Source organism: Arcticibacter sp., assembly GCF_045629565.1.
Taxonomy (GTDB): Bacteria; Bacteroidota; Bacteroidia; order Sphingobacteriales; family Sphingobacteriaceae; genus Arcticibacter.
On record NZ_JAZQRL010000007.1, the window covers coordinates 21,440 to 40,926 of the forward strand.

General features: G+C 45.2%; 16 protein-coding genes and 1 pseudogene. 10 read left to right on the top strand and 7 right to left on the bottom strand.

The window, feature by feature from the left end; translation table 11 throughout:
- The first annotated feature begins 22 nt into the window (after window positions 1-22).
- The 3 genes from ACKI5J_RS00730 to ACKI5J_RS00740 all read left to right on the top strand — a co-directional run bounded on the left by ACKI5J_RS00730 (window position 23) and on the right by ACKI5J_RS00740 (window position 3,646).
- Complete coding sequence (locus ACKI5J_RS00730; RefSeq protein WP_407425495.1) at window positions 23-406, top strand: DUF423 domain-containing protein; 384 nt, start codon at window positions 23-25, stop codon at window positions 404-406.
- The gene (gene priA, locus ACKI5J_RS00735; RefSeq protein ID WP_407425497.1) at window positions 406-2,886 is read left to right on the top strand and encodes a primosomal protein N'; all 2,481 of its coding nucleotides are present in this window, start codon (window positions 406-408) and stop codon (window positions 2,884-2,886) included. Before ACKI5J_RS00730 ends, priA begins: the two co-directional genes overlap by 1 nt.
- A 100-nt stretch (window positions 2,887-2,986) precedes the next feature.
- Entirely contained in the window at window positions 2,987-3,646 is a 660-nt protein-coding gene (locus ACKI5J_RS00740) for a protein-L-isoaspartate(D-aspartate) O-methyltransferase (protein WP_407425499.1), read from the top strand.
- A 13-nt stretch (window positions 3,647-3,659) separates the two neighbouring features.
- On the opposite strand, the pseudogene smpB reads toward ACKI5J_RS00740, so the two are convergent.
- From smpB to ACKI5J_RS00765, 5 genes and pseudogenes are all read right to left on the bottom strand, one after another.
- A pseudogene (gene smpB, locus ACKI5J_RS00745) lies at window positions 3,660-4,109 on the bottom strand (SsrA-binding protein SmpB); the annotation flags it as partial.
- A 21-nt stretch (window positions 4,110-4,130) separates the two neighbouring features.
- Window positions 4,131-4,787: a metal-dependent transcriptional regulator gene (locus tag ACKI5J_RS00750; RefSeq protein ID WP_407425501.1), complete on the bottom strand. Its 657-nt coding sequence runs from the start codon at window positions 4,785-4,787 to the stop codon at window positions 4,131-4,133.
- Window positions 4,788-4,857: 70 nt separating this feature from the next.
- A complete protein-coding gene (locus ACKI5J_RS00755) occupies window positions 4,858-5,331 on the bottom strand; it encodes a ribonuclease H-like YkuK family protein (RefSeq protein ID WP_106292809.1) in 474 nt (157 codons plus the stop codon).
- 190 nt (window positions 5,332-5,521) lie between these two features.
- Window positions 5,522-7,258, bottom strand: a complete 1,737-nt coding sequence (locus ACKI5J_RS00760; protein ID WP_407425503.1) for a phospho-sugar mutase — start codon at window positions 7,256-7,258, stop codon at window positions 5,522-5,524.
- A gap of 141 nt (window positions 7,259-7,399) precedes the next feature.
- Window positions 7,400-7,843 carry a hypothetical protein gene (locus ACKI5J_RS00765; protein WP_407425505.1) on the bottom strand — a complete coding sequence of 148 codons (444 nt, stop codon included), beginning with the start codon at window positions 7,841-7,843 and terminating at the stop codon, window positions 7,400-7,402.
- Between the two features lie 128 nt (window positions 7,844-7,971).
- Between ACKI5J_RS00765 and ACKI5J_RS00770 the strand changes: the two genes are divergently transcribed.
- Window positions 7,972-8,697, top strand: a complete 726-nt coding sequence (locus ACKI5J_RS00770; protein ID WP_407425507.1) for a DUF92 domain-containing protein — start codon at window positions 7,972-7,974, stop codon at window positions 8,695-8,697.
- A gap of 119 nt (window positions 8,698-8,816) precedes the next feature.
- Here ACKI5J_RS00770 and ACKI5J_RS00775 read toward each other — a convergent pair whose 3' ends face one another.
- The gene (locus tag ACKI5J_RS00775) at window positions 8,817-9,029 is read right to left on the bottom strand and encodes a hypothetical protein (RefSeq protein WP_407425508.1); all 213 of its coding nucleotides are present in this window, start codon (window positions 9,027-9,029) and stop codon (window positions 8,817-8,819) included.
- 136 nt (window positions 9,030-9,165) lie between these two features.
- Between ACKI5J_RS00775 and ACKI5J_RS00780 the strand changes: the two genes are divergently transcribed.
- Window positions 9,166-10,641: an SDR family oxidoreductase gene (locus tag ACKI5J_RS00780; protein ID WP_407425510.1), complete on the top strand. Its 1,476-nt coding sequence runs from the start codon at window positions 9,166-9,168 to the stop codon at window positions 10,639-10,641.
- Here the strand turns inward: ACKI5J_RS00780 and ACKI5J_RS00785 are convergent.
- On the bottom strand, window positions 10,638-10,982 hold the full coding sequence (locus tag ACKI5J_RS00785; RefSeq protein ID WP_407425512.1) for a hypothetical protein: 345 nt from the start codon (window positions 10,980-10,982) through the stop codon (window positions 10,638-10,640). The two genes, ACKI5J_RS00780 and ACKI5J_RS00785, sit on opposite strands and share 4 nt — an antisense overlap.
- 761 nt (window positions 10,983-11,743) lie before the next feature.
- On the opposite strand from ACKI5J_RS00785, the gene ACKI5J_RS00790 reads away from it, so the two are divergent.
- From ACKI5J_RS00790 to ACKI5J_RS00810, 5 genes are all read left to right on the top strand, one after another.
- Window positions 11,744-12,523 (top strand): helix-turn-helix domain-containing protein, encoded by a 780-nt coding sequence (locus tag ACKI5J_RS00790; protein ID WP_407425514.1) that lies wholly within the window; start codon window positions 11,744-11,746, stop codon window positions 12,521-12,523.
- A 12-nt stretch (window positions 12,524-12,535) separates the two neighbouring features.
- On the top strand, window positions 12,536-13,633 hold the full coding sequence (locus ACKI5J_RS00795) for a helix-turn-helix domain-containing protein (protein ID WP_407425516.1): 1,098 nt from the start codon (window positions 12,536-12,538) through the stop codon (window positions 13,631-13,633).
- A gap of 144 nt (window positions 13,634-13,777) precedes the next feature.
- Complete coding sequence (locus ACKI5J_RS00800; protein ID WP_407425518.1) at window positions 13,778-14,140, top strand: helix-turn-helix domain-containing protein; 363 nt, start codon at window positions 13,778-13,780, stop codon at window positions 14,138-14,140.
- Window positions 14,141-14,225: 85 nt separating this feature from the next.
- Window positions 14,226-15,443, top strand: a complete 1,218-nt coding sequence (locus ACKI5J_RS00805) for an exonuclease SbcCD subunit D C-terminal domain-containing protein (RefSeq protein ID WP_407425520.1) — start codon at window positions 14,226-14,228, stop codon at window positions 15,441-15,443.
- A 3-nt stretch (window positions 15,444-15,446) separates the two neighbouring features.
- Window positions 15,447-19,106, top strand: a complete 3,660-nt coding sequence (locus ACKI5J_RS00810; RefSeq protein ID WP_407425522.1) for an AAA family ATPase — start codon at window positions 15,447-15,449, stop codon at window positions 19,104-19,106.
- Window positions 19,107-19,487: the final 381 nt, after the last annotated feature.

Below are 19,487 nucleotides of genomic sequence, written 5' to 3' on the forward strand. Positions count from 1 at the left end.
TTAGCACCCTTAAGATTTGAGTATGAACAAAAAGATTATCGTCACTGCGGCACTGTTCGGAATTTTAGCTGTTATCCTGGGAGCCTTCGGAGCTCATGGACTAAAGAGTCTGATTTCCACATCTGACCTCGAAAACTGGAAAACAGCAGTCAGCTATCACTTTTATCATACTCTGGCCTTGCTGTTCCTTTCTACCATGGTCCGCTACCGCGACCGGTTCATCGAATTTGCCTATTATGCATTCACGATAGGAATTCTACTATTTTCCGGTTCTCTTTATCTCTTGTCTACAAGAGCGGTAACCGGACTGGAATCCGGAATCCTTGGTCCGATCACCCCCATAGGAGGACTCATGTTCATCCTCGGATGGGTGTTCCTTTTACTGGCAGCAATCAAGAATAAATAATGCTCGAATTCAATGAAGCAGAAGGGGAGTTTAAGACCTACTTTGTAGAGGTAATACTACCTCTTTCTATATCAAAGACCTACACTTACCGTGTTCCCCGTGCACTCAACGATCAGATAGGTATCGGAAAGCGCGCCGTCGTGCAGTTCGGCAAGAGTCGCATTTATACCTCGGTGATATATGCTGTATCTGAGAAAGCTCCTTCTTTATATGAAGCTAAATATGTGATTGATATCCTGGACGATAAGCCAATCGTTAATGCACAACAGCTGAAGCTGTGGGAATGGATTTCAACCTATTATATGTGCACCATAGGCGAAGTCATGCAGGCGGCTTTGCCTTCGGCACTCAAGCTCGCCAGTGAAACGCGCGTTGTTCTGATTGCTGATGCGGAGTATGATAAAGCAGACCTCAACGATAAGGAGTTTCTGATCATCGACGCCCTGGAGATTCAGCCGGAACTGAAGGTGAACGATATTGTTAAGCTTCTCGGCCAGAAGTCCGTTTTTAAACTCTTAAAGTCACTGTTTGATAAGGGGATTATCCATATTTCCGAAGAGATTATTGAAAAATATAAACCCAAGACAAAAGCTTTCGTCCAACTGAATCCCATATACCAGGAAGACGGAAGCAAGAAGGCGCTCTTTGAGGTGCTGGAGCGGAGTCCCAAACAACTCGAAGCCTTTCTCGCCTGGCTTAAGCTGAGCAGGAACAACACCGAGGTGCTCCGAAAGGACATCATGGAAGAATGCGGGTGCAGCGCCTCTGTGATCAAGACCCTTATTGATAAAGAAATTTTTGTTCTCGAAAGCAAGGTCGTTAGCCGGCTTGCTCATGGAGAGCTGGAGTTGGCCGATGAGTTCATGCTGAGTTCCAGTCAGCTAAAAGCTGAGGAAGAGATCAAGAGCCACTTCCTGCAGAAAGATGTCGTCCTCCTGTATGGTGTCACCTCATCCGGCAAAACGCAATTATATGTGAGATTAATAGAAGAGAACCTGCAGAAGGAAAAACAGGTGTTATATCTACTACCGGAGATCGCCCTCACTACCCAGATCATCGAGCGACTAAAGAAATACTTCGGAAATGCCATAGGTATTTACCATTCGAGGATGGGCGATAACGAACGAGCCGAGGTATGGTCGAGAGTACTCAAGAATGAGTATAGCATCATTCTGGGAGCACGATCTGCCGTGTTTTTACCCTTCACTGACCTCGGACTGATAGTCGTTGATGAAGAGCATGAAACGTCTTACAAGCAGCAGGATCCAGCTCCGCGGTACCATGCCCGTGATACGGCTATATACCTCGCGCATATCCATCAGGCAAAGGTCCTCCTGGGATCGGCCACCCCATCACTGGAGAGCTTCTTTAACGCAAAATCTTCCAAGTACGGTTTCGTGCAGCTGACCGAGCGATTTGGAGAAGCCGGGCTGCCCGAAATAAAGGTAGTCAGCATCAGTGAAGAAACCAGTAAGAAGACTATCCAGGCAAACTTCACGAGCGTCCTCATCGACGCTATCAGAGAGAACCTGGAAAAAAAAGAACAAGTTATCCTGTTCCAGAACCGCAGAGGCTATACCCCGTTGTCGATTTGCCGCACCTGCGGATATATATCCAAATGTATCCACTGCGATGTGAGTATGAACTACCATAAGAGCACCGGTCAGCTCCATTGTCATTATTGCGGGTACAAGCAAGACGTGCTTTCCTCATGTCCGGCCTGCGGCTCTGTTCACATTGAACCGAAAGGTTTCGGCACGGAAAAAATCGAAGACGACCTCAAGTACATCTTCCCTGAAGCAAGGATAGCACGCATGGACCTCGACACGACCAGAGCCAAGCACAGCTTCCAGCATATCCTTAGCGAGTTTGAAGAGCAGAACATTGATATCCTGGTTGGAACGCAGATTGTGGCCAAGGGGCTTGACTTCAGTCACGTAACCCTCATCGGTATTATTAATGCAGACAGCCTGCTGAGCTTTCCGGATTTCCGGGCTTTCGAAAAGGGATTTCAATTGCTTTCCCAGGTAGGAGGCAGAGCCGGCAGACGCGATAAGGCTGGTAGGGTTATTATTCAGACTTACGATACCAAACATCGTGTGATTGATCAGGTGATCCGTCACGATTACGAGAGTCTTTTCAATACCGAAATTCAGGAGAGACTTAATTTTAAATATCCGCCTTTATACAGAATGATCCGGCTGGATATCAAGCATAAGGATCAGCAAGTACTCAATCAGGCTGCGCAGCGTTTTGCTGCAGCGATCCGCACAACGCTGGGAGAGCGTGTTTTGGGTCCCGAGGAACCCATGATTTCCAGAATCCGAAACCTATATATCAAAACCATCTATATCAAAATCGAACGTAAGGGAATCCCGGTATCCAAAGTGAAAGAGTACCTGGCACAGGCGCTTCTGGGGTTTGAAGCCGATAAGCAAAACAAAGGAACATTTATACAGGTAGACGTAGACCCCTTTTAGTCAGATCTAAGCAAATTATGGCGTTGATTGCTAATGAAGTATCCGCCTTACACGTAATTGTAGCATTAAATTCTCGAATTAAGCTTATTTTTGGCGTAGGATGGCTTACAAGTTCGTAGATAATTACAGGGAAAAAGGGGCGAGGAAAAAATTAGTGAAACTCCTTAAGGATGAACGACAGATTGAAGATATTAACGTTCTGGACGCGATAGGAAAAGTACCGAGACATTATTTCTTTGACGAGACCTTCTGGAACCAGGCCTATCGCGATATCGCTTTCCCGATAGGGGAAGGGCAAACCATCTCCCAACCGTATACCGTAGCTTACCAAACTCAATTGCTGCATATTCGAAACAATGATAAAGTGCTCGAAATAGGTACGGGATCTGGCTATCAAACCTGCATTCTTTTGGAGCTGGGGGCGGAAGTTTATACCATCGAGCGCCAGGAGAAGTTATTCCATCGCTCCAAACTGTTCCTCAACAAAATGGGGTATTTTCCCCACTTCTTTCTTGGCGACGGGTCAAAAGGACTTTCAGAGCATGCCCCATACGACAAAATCCTGGTAACGGCAGGCGCACCTTTTGTTCCTGAAATTATGTTGAAGCAGCTGAAAATCGGAGGGACGATGGTTATTCCCGTTGGCGATGAGAAAAGCCAGAAGATGATCACCGTGATCCGTCTTAATGAGAGCGACTACGAACGCATAGAGCTGGACACGTTCCGGTTTGTTCCCCTGGTAGGTGATCAGGCCTGGTAGGCTTAAGAGAACCTTAGCGTTTCATTGCTCTGTCGAGCTCGATCTTACTCTCCCTGTCTTTTATCGTGTCACGTTTGTCGAAGGTTTTCTTACCCTGCGCCAGACCGATCTCCAGCTTGGCGAAACCACGCTCGCTGATAAATAGCGCAAGCGGAACAATAGTAAAGCCTTTCTCTTCACTCTTGTCACGCAGCTTCTTCAGCTCCTTCTTAGTGAGTAACAACGCACGATCACGTTTCGACTCATGGTTGTAAAATGAGCCGTGAGAGTACTCTGAAATATGCATGTTCCTGACAAACAACTGATCTCCCAGAAAAGCACAAAACGCATCATTCAGATTGGCTTTGCCTTCTCTTACTGACTTGATCTCCGTGCCCAGGAACTGAATACCCGCCACATATTTATCGAGGATATGGTACTCAAAGTATGCTTTTTTATTACGTATGTTGACGCTCATTTTTTTTGTCTGTTGTTTAACAAAGGTCTAAACAATCATTATGTTTTCAGCAAATTTCTGAGAAACCGTATTTAACTGATTGTCAATCAGAATTTCAATCGTTCCATCATAGCTCTGACGGGACAAGACCTTTATGGGTGTATCTATTTTTAGGTTCAGCTGACTTACGTACTGAAGAAAAGCGACAGTATTGTCGCGTACGGCAACCATCTTACACTGCCCGCCAGGCTCAACCTCTGCCAGTGATTTCCTGAAAGAAGGTTTCAAATTTCCTTGGGCATCGGGTATGGCGTCACCATGCGGGTCATATTCGGGGAAGCCAAGAAACTTATCCAGCTTATCAATCAGTTTCGGAGAATGGATATGCTCCAGCTGCTCCGCTACCTCATGCACCTCATCCCAGGTAAAGTCCAGCTTCTGAAACAGAAAAGTTTCCCATAGGCGGTGTTTGCGTAAAACTTCAAGCGCATGGCCTCTCCCGTCGTCAGATAAAGTAATCTTGCCGTACTTCTCGTAGTCGATAAGGCCCTTTTCCTTCAGTTTTCGTAACATGTCGGTCGCCGTAGCAGGCTTGACCCCCATATAGGAAGCCAGCTGGTTAGTTCCAGCCTCATTGGAATGTTCAATTTCGTACGTCAGGTGAAAGAGTGCTTTTAAATAATTCTCTTCTGTATAAGAAAGCATAGAGCAAAAGTACGAAAAGCTGCGCTTTTAACAGAAAGTCAATTATCTTCACATCTGCAAGGGATATTCCTCAGTGTACCATTTTATTAGCACATGCAGAACTGGCAAAAGCTTCAGGTTTCGCCTTGAATACGAATCCCATACTGAGTATATAACCCATCGCATCGTGCAGGGCCTGATTAGACTTGAACATAGGGTTCGTGTTGATATCCGCATGCACCTCCAGATCCACATGATACAGATCAAGAAGGTCACATAATGAGTAGGCCACCTCGATGGATTTCTGGACTTCGGTCAGCATTCTTTCCTTGATGCTCATCTTAATGGAACTTCGCTCCTGATGGATGAACATAAAGGCACCCTTCTTTTCCCTGATGAATACGATGACGGTAGCGTAGTCCGTCACTGATCCTTTCACCTGGGAATCGGTTCCAATGCAAACCTTTAGCTTATTTCCCTGGTGGTATTCGCGCAGAATAGCGCTCTCTACTGCTTCATGTATCGAGTTTGAAATCATCTCGCCACTAAATTTTTTCCAGGTCATAAGAGTAAGTTTACATGCAGTGAAGTTTTCGATTGCTTGGTGTTAGCGTAAATATAAATAAAAGCATGTGAAAGGAATGTTTATTATTTGTTAACATATTCACATTCAGTTAGTGACGAACCTGATGGAAGATAAAAAAAGCGGCACATTAAAAAATGTCCGCTTTTTAATTATTTAACAAAAGTTTGATCTACACTCCCAGATCCGCCATAATCGCATCTACTTTCGCGTCCAGCTCCTTGCTTGCTGCATCATAAGCTGCCTTATCAGCAAGAGTTGTTTTAACACTACAATAGAACTTGATTTTAGGCTCTGTTCCAGATGGTCTCGCAGAAATAATGCTGCCATCTTCAGTAAAGAACTGAAGCACATCAGATTCAGGGAGTTCAATATCAGATTTCGTGCCGCTGGCAATATCAGTCGATACCCGAAGCTCATAATCCTTCAACGTCGTCACCTTTGAACCACCCAAAGTCGCAGGAGGATTATTACGGAAACGCTCCATCATTGCTTTAATCTCTTCAGCTCCCGACTTGCCTTTTTTCGTAACCGATACCAATTTTTCTTTATACAAACCATATTGCAGGTACATATTCAGCAAAGTATCATACAGGCTGCTTCCCTGATCTTTGTAATAAGCCGTCATTTCTGCTATAAATGCAGCCGATACAACAGCATCTTTATCACGTACCAGATCACCGATCAAGTAACCATAGCTCTCTTCACCGCCGCCGATGAACACTTTCTCATCCTTGAAGCGGGTCATCAGCTCACCGATATATTTGAAGCCGGTCAGCGTATTGTAGCACTCTACATTCTTCGCCTTCGCAATCTCGTCAATCAGGTAAGATGTAACGATCGTTTTAACAATGTATTCTTTGCCGGTGAACAAGCCTTTCTGCTCCCATGCAGTAAGCAGGTAATTGATCAGCAAGCTTCCGGTCTGGTTACCGTTCAACAAGATAAATTCACCCTCGTTGTTCTTTACCGCGATTCCGATACGGTCAGCATCAGGGTCGGTAGCCATGATCAGGTCCGCGTCCACTTCCACACCTTTTTCAAGGGCAAGCGTGAGTGCTTCCTTTTCTTCAGGGTTCGGATAGATCACCGTAGGAAAGTTGCCATCGGGCTGAATCTGCTTTTCCACCAGGTTCACGTTGGTGAAGCCAAACTTCTCAAGCGCTTTCGGAACCAGGGTAATTCCCGTTCCGTGAATAGGAGAGAACACAATCTTCAGGTCTTTCTGACGGGCTATAGCGTCAGGAGAGACACTCAGCTTAGCTATCTTGTCCAGATAAAGCTGGTCAATCTCTTCCCCAATCGCCTCGATGTTCTCTTCCACACGGTCAAACTTCACCTCATCGATGCTCTGGATAGCAAATACTTCTTCCAAAACCCTGGCATCTTCCGGACTCACAAACTGTCCCCCGTCTGCACCATAAGCCTTGTATCCATTGTACTCTTTCGGGTTGTGTGATGCGGTAATCATCACTCCACTCTTACATCCGAGCTCACGTATGGCGAAGGATAATTCAGGTGTAGGACGAAGTTCTTTGAAGAAATAAACATAAATCCCATTTGCGGAGAACACCTCTGCAGTCACCCGTGCAAAATAATCGGAGTTATTACGGCTATCGTGTGCGATAGCCACCTTAATCTTTTCAGAAGGATAGGTTTTCTTCAGATAGTTTGCCAATCCCTGTGTGGTTTTACCTATGGTGTACTTGTTAATGCGGTTGGAGCCCGGACCCATTGTTCCACGAAGTCCACCTGTACCAAACTGCAGATCTTTGTAAAACGAGTCGGTCAATTCAGTAAACGCTTTTTCGTCAAGTAGTTGTTGGATTTGTTGGCGGGTATCAGCATCATAGCTTCCCTCAAGCCATTCATTAATTTTGTTTAGAACAGAAGGCTCTAATTCCTGCATAGTTATTAAGATTTAAGTATTTCTTTTGCAATCTACGTTATTGTACAAGTATAACAACACAATGTAAATTTAACGCACTTGTTTTACAAAGAAAAAAAACTTCAGCAAGAAACCCTAATGGTGGGCAGTGAATCGGGAAATTTAGCGAAAGCTTAGCTTCAAAGCGGAAAGGTTGTCCAGGGAGTTGCGGATATCTTTCATGTGATGGTCTAACATACAGCGAAGATGCTTGTTTTCGCTTGTGTGGGATAGTGTCGATTCATACTTTCGCAGGGTGACGTTGCCTTTCTGAAGCCCCCAACGTAATAAAGCGTCACTGTCGTGCTTGTTAATCGTCTGGCGGAAAGCTTCCCAGGCTGCCGGGTCAGGACAGTTTGCGAAGTTAAACTCACTCAGCTTGCAGTTGGCCCGAACAAGGAAGGAGCGTATACCTACAATATGTTCTCCCCGCATCCAAAGATATTTCGCAAACGCCGACTTCAACGCAGGTACCCGCACCAGATCAATCGCCTGGTCATAAAATCCGGTCTCGTTCAGGCTGTGGATTAATAGGGGTCTTAGGTTAACGATCAGATTATCCTCCATATTTGAGCTTTCTTAAGGTTTACATGGTTATAGGTTAACGCCTTAAGATAAGAAATAGTTTATTCCTATATTGTAACTTTTTTACTCGATTCGCGTACGTGCTCCTGCTGTACCATTATATTTAGCTTATGAATGCAGCCCACCTTTTGTTGATTGCATGCCTTTGTGCGGGTATGTTTTTCAGTGTATATCAAAGGAAGTTAACCTTATGGGGATCGGTATGCGGGGGCATTCTTGCTTATATGCTTTATCTCGGTTCAGGATATGCAGGGGTGCTCATGATGGCGGGTTTCTTCGTTCTCGGAACAGGTGCGAGCCAATGGAGACATCAACTAAAAGTTCGCATGGGACTTGCAGAAACCGATAAGGGACGACGGGTTGCGTCACAAGTGCTGGCTAACGCAGGCGTTCCCGCCATAGCTGCACTCATCGCGTTCAGCCTTCCGTCACAACGCGAGTTTTGCACGGTGCTCATTGCTTCGGCTTTTGCCTCTGCAACCTCAGACACGCTCTCCTCAGAGCTGGGGAACGTCTATGGCCGTCGTTTCTATCATGTTCTCCACTGGCAGAAAGATGTCAGGGGAGAGAACGGAGTCATCAGTTTAGAGGGGTCGATGGCTGGATTAGCGGGAAGTGCTTTAATAGCTTTTCTATTCGGCTGCTTTGCCGGATTTACCCCTTTGGTCGCAATTGTGATGATAGCAGGTATGGCCGGAAACCTCTTTGATTCTGTACTTGGCGCCACCCTAGAGCGGAAACATGTTATAGATAATGATGTGGTAAACTTTTTAAACACGCTTTTCGCCGCATTGGTGGCAGGCGCATTACTATCCGCAAGTGATTTTTTAGGATAAAAAAAGCCCCTGCTATAATGAGTATAGCAAGGGCACCTAAACCTTATCACCTACTTTAACGATGAAACCGGCTAATAGTTTCAAAAAAGTGAAAAATTTTTTAAATATTTTTTCTGACCTTATTTGTTCCCTTTTTTATCATAAAAAGGCGCTGTGGCAGCCAGAATCAGGAATATGATAATAAATACATATATAGTTAAATTTTCATGTCCTCGGTTGGAACCTGCAGTATTGCTTAAATCACTGTCCACCACATTGACTGCGAATGAACCATATGCTGAAGAGGCGATTAACAAGAACGTGTACAGTGCTTTTTTTAAAAGAGATTTCATGAGTTTGCTTTGTTTGAGTTTCCAAATGTATTAAATATCCGTTTCAGACGGTACATATTTTTATTATAACCCTCTTTGTTACTATACTAACAATACAGGAACAGGATTGTTGTCACTGTCTGGATCAAACAAAACAATGAAAATTCTACTCACAGGTGCAAATGGTTATATCGGCACACGTCTGCTTCCCGTACTGTTGGCGGAGGGTCATGATGTGGTTTGCATGGTTCGCGACAAGCGACGTTTTATAAAAAAAATCGAATATCCCGAGAAGGTAATGATCATCGAAGCCGACCTGGTGACGGGAAAGGGGTTGGATCAGATCCCTGTGGATATCGATGCCGCTTATTATCTCGTGCATTCCATGTCCTCACCCAAAGGTGACTTCTCTGATGCGGAGAAACAAACTGCCGGAAACTTTGTGAGCGCCCTTTCCCGATGCGATAATTGTAAACAGATCATCTATCTGACAGGCATCGTCAATGATGCTAAATTATCGAAGCATCTTTCATCACGACTGGCTGTAGAAGATGTTTTGAAACAAAGCAATATTCCATGCACTATCCTAAGAGCAGCGATTATCATTGGATCTGGCAGTGCCTCATTCGAAATAATCCGCGACCTGGTAGAAAAGCTCCCCGTCATGGTTGCTCCTAAATGGGTGAGAACCCGCTGCCAGCCTATCGGTATCCGCGACGTGCTTCGTTATCTGAGCGGCGTACTCGTAAAAGAAGAAGCTTATGATAAGACATTCGATATAGGCGGTCCGGATATCCTGACCTACCAGCAGATGCTTTTGGAATATGCCGCTTCCCGAAATCTCAACCGTTACATCATAAATGTACCCTTCCTGACGCCCAAGCTGTCATCCTATTGGCTTAATTTCGTTACATCTGTTCCTTTTTCACTGGCCAGTTCTTTAGTGGAAAGTATGAAAAATGAGGTAGTTTGCCAAAACGATAACATCAAGAACATTGTTCCCGGAGAATGCTTCAGCTATCGCGAATCGCTAAAACTCGCCTTCGTTAAGATCGAACAGCATTCGATCGTCAGCAGCTGGAAAGACGCTCTTAACAGGGGGTACCTTGAAACAACTTTTATGGATCAGATCAAGGTTCCTCAAAATGGGACCCTTAGTTCGCAGGTGAAGATTATCTTCGACAGAAGCTCGGACGAAGTGCTCGAAAATATATGGGGAATCGGAGGTAACAGGGGTTGGTATTACCTGAATTTCTTATGGAAGCTTAGAGGCTTTGCCGATAAAGTTGTTGGCGGTGTAGGAATGAGGAGGGGCAGAAGAAACCAGGACAGCCTGATCGCGGGTGATGCACTGGATTTTTGGAGGGTATTACTCGCCGACAAAGAAAAGAAACGGTTGTTACTTTATGCGGAGATGAGGCTACCGGGCGAGGCTTGGCTGGAGTTCTGCATCGATCAGTCGGACAGGTCGGGGAAAACATTGATCCAGACCGCAACTTTTCGTCCGCGCGGACTATGGGGACGTTTGTACTGGTATGCTATGTGGCCATTCCATTTGTTTATATTCAAAGGTATGGCCACGCAGCTCACGCAATATCAAAATAGTGTTGGGTTACCGTCGCCCAAAGATTAGGATTGCTTCAGTGGCTCCTTTTCTTTTTTAGGCTCCATACCTACTTCAACAAGTTCTTCCTCATGTTGTTCAGCCGCTGCTGCGGTGGCATAATTAAGTTTTCGGAATCGCCAGATGGCGAAGGCCGGTTCCTGGTATTTGTTGATGAGTTTAAAAAACTTGGGCAGATTATAAATCTCCTCCAAAAGGACTCCGGTAACAATACCATTATTGTCAAGTATCTCCCTTATAGTGTACTCTTTATCTTTAGTAACCCAAATTTCGAAATCACGACTGATCTCCTCTTTTTTATCTGCGTCTATAAGCGCATTGATGCAAATAACTTTATCCCCTGGTTTCATGCTAATCGGCTTTCTGTGTTTCTCTACGAGATTTATTACAAAAATAGCTAAAAATGGTTTGTAGTTAAGGTATTCATGGAGTCAATCGGTAAATATTCGGATAAGGCCTTATCCTATATGTGGGCGTATAAAAAGCGACTTGCAGCCCATATGAGTCCGACTAACAGGCTTGAAACTCGGACTCATATGGGCTGCATACCCGCCCATTATGGGTATCATATAGATCATGATGTGGAGAAAACCCTTTTAATGTTCATTCAGGTTGACGTTATTTTGCAGTTTGTATTTCTTCTGATATTCCAGATTTCCAGTTTTTTACAGCCCGTTTTTCTATGGCTCTATCAGTCGTCCACCGGATTTGGTTTGGAGCCTTGGTGTAGAAGCTAAGCTGACCGTTTCATATTACCAATACGGTAACATTATTTATCTTTGTACCAAAGGATGGGAGTTATAGGAACAAGAGTTATTTTCATCCTTTTTATAAGGGCATTACCTAAACCTCGGATATCATCCTTTGATCGGTCAAGACAGAAAGGTATATTAGTTAAATTGATTAAAAATTCGTTAAAACTAAATTGATCACAAATCAAATTTGGCTTCGGCTACTGAGGCAAAAGGAATTGAATTGCTCTTTTCGAACTGACCTTAAGGTTCTTTGTGCTTACTGTATATTCCATCTGATTACAATTTTTTTAGATTCTTCTGTGCCGGTAGCATTGCTATATGGTCCGGTATTGTATAGATTGTATCGCAGTCTAACGATGGAACCCGTAACAAGTCGTATTGAATATCATTTGCACCAGGTGCCGTTTTACGCGATGACGGTGCTAAGTCAGATTGATATTGACTTATATCATGCCATTCATCTTCCCGCAATGCCGTTAAGCATAGTGGCGTATGGTTTGTATATAGGTTTTTCACGAAGCAAGATTCCCAGGGAAGCCAGCCTCTCGGATGTGCAGATTTTGAAGCTGTTGACTATTATATCTTTAGCTATATCCGTTCCGCTCTTCATGTTCGCATCTCAACGTCATATTACATGGGACTGGGGTTTTGGAGTAGGGCAGCTTACTTATTATATATTGGCCTTTTGTGTATTGATGCTGGGAGCATATGTATTTTTCAACCCTAAGCAACCGTCAGCGGATCTTATTGAAAAGAAAGGGGATAGTATACACATGGTCGGTTCCCTTGTTGATAGTCAAAATCTCAGCAAAGTGCTCATCGAGCGTCAGTTGTACCTCGATCCGCTGCTTTCACTTGAAAAGTTTGCTTCTGAAGTCGGACTTCCCAAACATAAGTGTACTAAACTTATTCAGATAGAGCATGGCAAAAGTTTTTACCAGCTTATAGCCGAATACAGAATTGAACATGCCAGCCGTCTATTGAAACAGGATGTATTAAGCGAGCTCACCATAGAGAGTATAGCAGAATCATGTGGTTTTAATTCAAAAGCATCATTTAATCGTTACTTTAGAGACATAAGCGGATGCACCCCTTCTGAATATCGAAGGAAGTTCAGCGAATCTTCTGATGCATAGCTACCAGACCTTATGGAGGATATTCTACGGCAAATCATTTCATGGTGCCTGGCTGCAAATGTTACTGCAGGCATCATTGTGGCTTATATGAGTTTTAAGATCAGATCAGGCCCCCTGCATGAAAAAATACTGACCTTTGGTGTTGGCCTGGTTGTAGTGCATAGCTTTCATGCGCTAGTGGTCGCATCTTTTTTTGCTGATAAGGCTTATCTTGATTGGGCAGCGCCATACGGACTGGCTTATGGGCCGACCCTCTATTTCGCGATGAGGACAGTACAGGGTAATCATCGTTTCAATAAGAAGGATTATCTGCTGCACGCTACACCTTTTATTTTGTATTACCTGTTGTATATCGTCTGGATCAGCACTTCTGCAGATAAGGATATTTTGTATGTGATGATCAGGTACTCCTTATTCAATGCTATCATCCTATCATTGCTCGGTTACGGAGCATATAGCTTCTACCTCTACAGGAATGGAACTATGAAGTTTAAAAGAGTCTTAGATCTTTTGTCAACCGCCGGGATAATGCTTGTTTTTACCGGTTTCCTGTTAATTACGGTTGATTCTTCCTCACCAAGAAGTCACGCCTCATTTTACGTTCCGCGTTTGATGATGTATGGGATCATGACCATAGTTGTTTTTATCGTCCTGGATCATAAGCTGCGCTTGTTGATTTATCCGGAAGGTACGTTGAATGCTGGCAACACGGACGAGGTTATGGCAGTAGAACCCAGGGCCTATGCCAAATCAGGATTACCCGAACAAGCTCTGGTTATATATGAAGAGCGTCTGACAGCGATGGTGGAAAATGAAAGACTGTTCTTAGACCCTTCGCTTAGCATCGACCGCCTTTCGGAATCGACTAAGATTCCGAAGCATTATTTGTCGCAAATATTCAGTTTACAGATGGGCAAAAGTTTTGCCGACTACATTAATCAACTGCGCATTCAATACGCCTGCAAAGAATTGGAACAGCCAAGAGATATCTCCATGGAGCAACTGGGATATGAATGTGGCTTCAATTCTAAAGTATCCTTCTACAGGAACTTTAAACTTCATACCGGTTTGACACCCTCACAGTATATCACAAAAGTGAGGAACTCTTAAAATTTCATAAAATCTGCGTTTTTACGCTTTAAACGCTGTTTTCATTTTTTTGGGAAGTACATATCGTTCATAAAGTGGTACTTTTTTCTACCCCGCAAAGCCTTTCTTTGCACAAAATTTATCATACATCACATAACGGGTAATATGGAAAAACATCATGGAAAAATTATCGAACGGGTAGTTAGGCGTGCGAATATGTCACTGAGTGAACTTTCGAAATTGATGGGAGTAAACCGCAGATCTATGTATAATTGGTTTGTTCTTCCCAAAGTTAAGCCCGAGATAATTTTCAGATTGGGAAAAGCACTCGAACACGATTTTTCACAAGAATTTCCTGAGTTCTTTGAGCGCGACGATTTTAAAGATAGCCGGAGATATTCCGGAGATCCCAGTTATGAAATTGTCCCGGACAAATCTACAGACGACGGTTTTTGGAAAGATAAATACATCAGTCTACTGGAGAAGATGAACAGTATGATGGTTGCGAAAAAGAATGTGAGCGTGTGAAGAATTAGATTTACTTGTAATTGTCAGATAATCCTGACGTTTATTCTGGCAGAACATTTCGTTTTTATCACGAAGTTTGTAGTACATGAGGGTTCTGCATACAGCCGACTGGCATTTGGGAAAAAAGTTAGAGCAATGTGAACGTACAGAGGAGCATCAGTTCTTTCTGGACTGGCTCATTGGGGAGCTCAGTCACCATTGTATTGAAGTTTTAATCATTGCCGGAGATGTTTTCGACACGGGTAATCCTTCGAATATAGCTCTTGAGCAATACTATAAGTTCCTGTGGCAGGTTAAGGGAACCTGCTGCCGGGAAGTGATCATCATTGGCGGCAATCACGATTCGATCAGTACGCTCAACGCACCCAAAGAGCTGCTGAAGTTTTTCAATATTCATGTTGTTGGTGGAGTTCCGGAAGATATTCGTCAGCAGATCATTCCGGTTTTGAATGCAGATGGGAAAGTAGAGCTTGTGATATGTGCGATTCCTTTTTTGAGGGACAGAGACGTTCGGCTCTCTGTTGCAGGCGAAACCGCGCAGGACCGGGAGTCGCGAATTAAGGAAGGGATTTGTGCGCATTACAATAGGTTCAAAGCCGAGATTGCCGCCTATAAAGAAGAGGGAATACCGGTCATTGCGACCGGGCATCTATTTGCTGCTGGCTCCAGTACTTCTGAAAGTGAAAAGGAGATCCACGTTGGCAATCTGGGGCAGATCTGCGGAGACCAGTTCCCTGAAGAATTCAATTACGTAGCCTTAGGTCATATACACCGTCCGCAGATCGTGAACAAAATGAGTCATGTACGTTACTCTGGTTCACCTATTCCTTTAAGCTTTTCAGAAACAGATGACGAAAAGCAGGTGCTGATTCTGGACTTCCGAGAAGGAGGGCTGCAACAGATCACAGCATTGAAAGTGCCTTGCTGCAGAAAGCTGATCAGGATAAAAGGAACACTGGAAGAAGTAAGAATGAAGCTGGACGTTATGGAAGACCGGGGTATGATGATGCCTGCCTGGGTAGAGCTTCAAATAAAGACCGACCGTTTTATTCATGATTTGGATGAGCAGTTGGACAAGTTAAAAGCCGGCAAGCCATTTATTGAACGCTTCTTTCCGCGTCAGATCAAGACAAGTGCTGCCCTTAGCTTAAACGAGCAGACCATTTTGGAATCTGCGTTGCATGAGCTGGAACCCCGTTCGGTATTTCTAAAGCGATGTGAATCGGAATTTCCAAATGAGGACCATGGTGAACTGCTGCGATTGTTCGACGAAATCCTGGAAAAAATGGCTCAGAGGGACTAACTCATGAAAATATTAAGCGTACGTTTTTTAAACCTGAATTCCCTGAAGGGAGAACATCAGATCCGCTTTGATCAAAGCCCCTTCACCGAAAGTGGATTATTCGCTATTACAGGCCCTACGGGAGCTGGGAAGACGACCATCCTGGATGCTATTACCATTGCGCTCTATGGCCGCGTTCATCGGCATGACAGAGATGTTTCTGAGAGTATGACCAGGCATACAGCGGAGTCTTTCTCAGAGGTGGAGTTTGAGATCAAGGGAAAGGGCTATCGGGCGAAATGGTCGCAGCGCCGCGGTTATGGCAAGGTGGACGGTGCACTGCAGACTCAACGGATGGAGCTTGTTGATCTTAGCACTTTGGAAATTATGGTTAATCACCCTCTTTCTGAAGTGCAACAGCAGATCGTCGCCCTATGTGGACTTGATTATCATCAATTTCTGCGCTCGGTAATGTTGTCTCAAGGAGACTTTACGCAGTTTCTCAAGTCGAAAGAGAATGAGCGTTCGGAACTACTGGAAAAAATCACCGATACGGCAGTGTATTCGGAGATCTCCAGGTATGTGTTTGACCGGGCAAGGCAGGAGAGAGAGAAGCTGGAAAGGCTGAGAGAGCAACTGGATAATGCAGATATCCTTTCCGATGAAGAAGTTTCACAGCTGAACATTTCTTTGCAGGATCTGAGTATTCGGGAAAAGGCCGTTCGGGATAACTCTTTGGATACACGAGATAAAATCAACTGGTTAGGAGTTTTAGGTAAACTGAAAGTTGATGAAGCGCGGCAACGGGATTTGCTGCGTGAACAGCAGGAGAAGTTGATTCTCCATCAGGAGGACTTCCAGAAGCTGGCGCTGCATCAGAAGGCCATGGCCTACCGTTCAGACCTGCAGGATATTCAGAATCATGAAGGGAGAATCGAGGAACTTGCATTAAGGATTCGGGAACAGGAAGAGGTGCTTCCCTCGGTTCAGGAGAAGAGCCGGCAGGCAGATCAGGCATTTGAGGAAGGTAAAAAGCTGCTCGATCAGAAGGACGGGAGCTTGCAAGAGCAGGAGCCGCTGTTTGAGAAGGTGATTCAGAAAGATCTGCAGCTGGACGGCTTCAGAAAGGAGCTCGAGAGGGCAGAGAGCTGGGCTAAGACGGCACTAAAAGATGTGGATCAGACCATCAGTGACCGGGATACTTTAGCTCAAAATATTGCTGCGCTTGAGGTGGAGATCAGCGCTTTGAACCAGTTGATTGTCGGTCAGCCCAAAGAAAATGAACTGGAGACGGCAATTGTTCGCATCGATCAATATCAGCAGGAATTAGGCCGTGCGCGGCTTTCACTTCGGGATAAAAAAGCCGAAGAAAGAAGTGTCGTCGATCTGCAAAAGGATCAGGAAAAGTCGCTTCTTGCCATTGAAGAGGAAATAGCTAAATCAAATGCCGGCTTGTTGCTCAAGCAGCAGGAACTGGTTCGACTTCGAGACAAGCTGCGGACGGAGTTTGAGGGCAAGTCGCTTGACGTCCTGGAAGAGTCGGCAGACAAGCTTCCTGGCTTGATCAGCCTATGTCAGGATCAATCGAGGTTAGCTAAAGAGTACTTCCAAACCCGCGCTCAGCTGGATGCTCTAAAGCAGGAGCAAAGCCGGAACCAGGAATCGGTGGTTTCGCTTGAGGCAGTGCTGGCCCTCCAAACGGAGGAAAAGCAGGAAGCCGAACGCATATTAGAAGATCACAGGAAAGTGGTTGATATACAGATTCGCATACAAAAATACGATGCGGATAGAGGTCAGCTGCAGGAGGATCAGGAATGTCCCCTTTGCGGATCAAAAGAGCACCCCTATGTCGAGAAACACTATCATTCGGCACTTACGGAAGCAGAACAGAAGCGGAACGCCCATGAAGTCTATGTGCAGAAACTTTCCAGGGAGATTCAGGATTCGGCAATCAAGCTGAGTGCCTCGAAAGAGAAACTCGCAGGCCAGCTTAAGCAGTCGGCAGAGCGTGAAGAGAAGCTTTCTAATATGGAGAGTTCCTTCGCTTTAAATAATGGGAGGTTGCCTGCACCACTGGCGCTGGAGAAGCCCGCCATTATCAATGCGATCGTTCTTAAGAAACAAAGTGAATTGTCAGCCTTGCAGGCTCAGATCCAGGCACTGCGTGTTCTGCAGAAAGACATCAGCATGGTGGAGCTGATGTTGATCGATTTGAAAAGTACGATCGAACAGGCGAAGACCAGGAAAGAATCGCTGCTGACACAACTCAGCAGCGGGGCCGGAAATCTGGAAAAGGTCCGGCTGGAAATTGGCAAGTTGGATCTTGAAATTGGTGACCTACAGAATAAGATTCAGGACGTGTTAAGATCTTTGCAGATTACCGACATTCCGGAAGATATCATCCGCGCGTTGAACGCACGTTTGCTGGTATGCCGGCAGTCGAATGAGAAGTTAGCTTCGGCCACATTGCGAAAGCAGGAGCTAGGCGCAGAGAGTATAAGTCTGGAAAAGGTTCTGAGAGCAAAGCAGGAACTTCTTCAGCAACGGGAGAAAGAGCGCAAGCAGGCTGATCTGCGTTTGCAGGAAGAGCTGGGCGAACGTCGGGAGCTGTTTGGTGAGAAAGATCCTGTGTTTGAGCGCGAGCAGCTTAGGAACCAGCTGAAGCAGCTTCGTGAAGCTTTGGAGAGGCAGCAGGAACTGCGGAATCAGCTGCAAAATCAGTTGCTAGCGCTGGAAGCTTCATTACAGAAGGACAGGCAGGACCTGGATAAAGCGGGCAAGGATTTGTCCCGTCTTTCAGCGGAATTGACAAGAAAACTTCAGGAACAGGGTATTGCCGATATAGCGGAGCTCCGTTCCTATAGACTTGATGAGGGTATCGCTGCTGAGATCTCGACGATGGAGGCTGAGATCAAGACGGCTATCGCCAATGCAGAGCATCTGTTAACGAGGTTGCGTGCCGACTTGCAGCTTGAGCGATCGAAGGCTCTTACGGAACTGAGTTCTGAGGAACTTCAGGAGCAGCTAAGTTCTCTGGACGCCTCCTGGCGGGACCTGAATCAGGAGATCGGAGGAATTCGAAACCGGCTGCAGTCTGATTTTGAGACTAAGCTTCGTTTCAAAGAAATTGCCGATCAGATCGTCGTTCAGCAGGGAGAGCTGCAGAGGTGGCAGAAAATATCGTCGCTCATTGGTTCAGATAATGGCAAAAAGTTCAGCAACTTCGCTCAAGGACTTACCTTGGCTCGTTTGACGGAGTTAGCCAATCTGCATTTGCAGAAGCTGACGGACCGTTACCGGATTCTAAAGAGCCCTTCGAAGGACCTGGAGATCCAGATCATCGACGGATATCAGGCTGATGTGGTCAGGCCCATGACGACCTTGTCGGGAGGGGAGAGCTTTCTGGTAAGTTTGGCGCTGGCCCTGGGTCTATCGGACCTGGCCAGCCGGAAGACGCAGATTAATTCTTTGTTCATTGATGAAGGCTTTGGTACCCTGGATTCGGATACGCTGGATGTTGCGATCTCGGCATTGGAGAACTTGCAGGCGAACGGTAAGACAATCGGGATTATCTCGCATGTGGAGGCGCTGAAAGAGCGGATTGGGACGCAGATTCAGGTGAGCAAGCAGCCGGGCGGGGTGAGTAGGATCAGGGTGATGAGTTATGGGGAGGTTGTGGGGTGATTCGTCTTGAGTCCTCAAAAGTATGAAACCAGCAGATTCACGCCGCTGATAGTTCGTGTACAGCGTGACAACGCGAGCGCCCTAAGGGATATTTGTCTCATAAAGTCAACGAATGTTTAAATTGAAGAGACAAATATTTGATACGGGATTTTGAGACTGGATAATGGTTTTTTGAGGTCCATCTATTGATTTGTTTAGGGTGTTTGTAAAACGTTCGTTTTATGAGCCTACAACCATGAAAGAGTATTATCATTTACTCATTATCAAAAACTAGGAAGTATCGTTTGATTAGTGGAATGAGTTCTTGATAATTAAAGGACGTCTCCTGATTGATCCGGTTAGAGAGGACAGTGCTCTAAGCCAGTTCTCCCCCTAGATCAG